The sequence below is a fragment of the Vibrio sp. 1288 genome (assembly GCF_033344475.1).
Genome location: NZ_JAWPOX010000705.1, coordinates 1 through 626 on the forward strand (window position 1 = coordinate 1; position 626 = coordinate 626).

Annotated in this window: 1 protein-coding gene; it reads right to left on the reverse strand. The window is 46.0% G+C overall.

Features of this window, described 5'->3' with window-relative positions; translation table 11 throughout:
- A partial coding sequence (locus tag R8O11_RS28890) for a sugar phosphate nucleotidyltransferase (RefSeq protein ID WP_318195081.1) occupies positions 1-626 on the reverse strand: 626 nt, incomplete at both ends.

The following is a 626-nucleotide window of genomic DNA, read 5'->3' on the forward strand; positions in this document are numbered from 1 at the left end:
GAGTGCTGGACTGAGCCGCCTGAGTTGATAACACCGGTAGCTATGATCGAGTTGATGAAAATACCTTCGTTTCCTGTTGCAGAAGAGACGGTTCTCGCTGGTGGAAATTGAGGTTCGTAAGTGCGGATAGCCCAGTTAGATTGATAAAGGTTCATCGGAGGTACTGGTTCCAGTAAATCCATATTAGCTTCATAGAAGGAGTCAATTGTCCCGACATCACGCCAGTAACAATCTTTATCGACACGACCTTTGCTGCCACAAAACTTGTAAGCGTAAACCGATTCGGTGTCGATCAATTTTGGAATAATGTCGTTGCCAAAGTCATGGCTAGACGTTTCCAGTTTCGCATCTTCGGTCAGCGCTTCTTTGAGCACATCCATATCAAAGATGTAGATCCCCATTGATGCAAGGCTCTTGGTTTTATCGTCTGGAAGAGTAGGTGGGTTTTCGGGCTTCTCGACAAAAGACTTAACCAGTCCGTTTTCAGCGATTCCCATTACTCCGAAAGCAGAGGCGTCCTTTACTGGAACATCCATACAAGCGACGGTCAGCTTTGCCCCTTTCTCTTTATGCTCCTCAAGCATCGCTGCGTAATCCATACGATAAATATGGTCACCAGATAACAC